The 564-nt window shown below is 33.2% G+C and carries 1 protein-coding gene; it reads left to right on the plus strand.

The annotated features are described in order from the left end of the window. Positions 1 to 564 (plus strand): MFS transporter (locus IE142_RS40210; RefSeq protein ID WP_191889500.1); only part of this gene is annotated, 564 nt, incomplete at both ends.

Genomic DNA, 564 nt, shown 5'->3' on the forward strand with positions numbered 1-564 from the left:
ATGAATTACACGGTATACATCGTATCAAGAGCAATCGCTGGATTAGGGGCTGGCGTATTCTCACCAATAGCAATAAGTGCAAGTAATCATTTAGTTTCAGAAAAACATAAAGGAAAAGCAATCGCATTTACTGTAGGTGGAATGAGTGTAGGAACTGTCATAGGAGTCCCTCTTGGACTAGAAATTTCGAAGCTTTCTAATTGGAGATCTGCGATGTTGGTTATTATTATCATTAGCTTTATTGCATTGATAAGTATTTCTATATTGATGCCTAAATTTAAAATACAGGCTCCTCCAAATTTAAAAGATCGTTTTCAATTATTCCTAAACAGACACGTCCTAAGAGTCATTTCAGTCACATTATGCGCTGCTATTGCTAGTCTAGGCTTATATACTTATTTGGCCGATATCATTAAAGCAAATACGGATATAAAAAGTTTAACTTATTACCTTACAGCCTGGGGCATAGGTGGATTAATAGGAAGTTTTGGCATAGGGTTTGTTATAGATAAATTTAAAAATACAAGATTTATTATGGTTAATATTTTAATTTTATTAGCATTA

This window comes from Streptomyces mutabilis, from assembly GCF_014649815.1.
In the GTDB taxonomy this organism is placed as follows: domain Bacteria; phylum Actinomycetota; class Actinomycetes; order Streptomycetales; family Streptomycetaceae; genus Streptomyces; species Streptomyces mutabilis.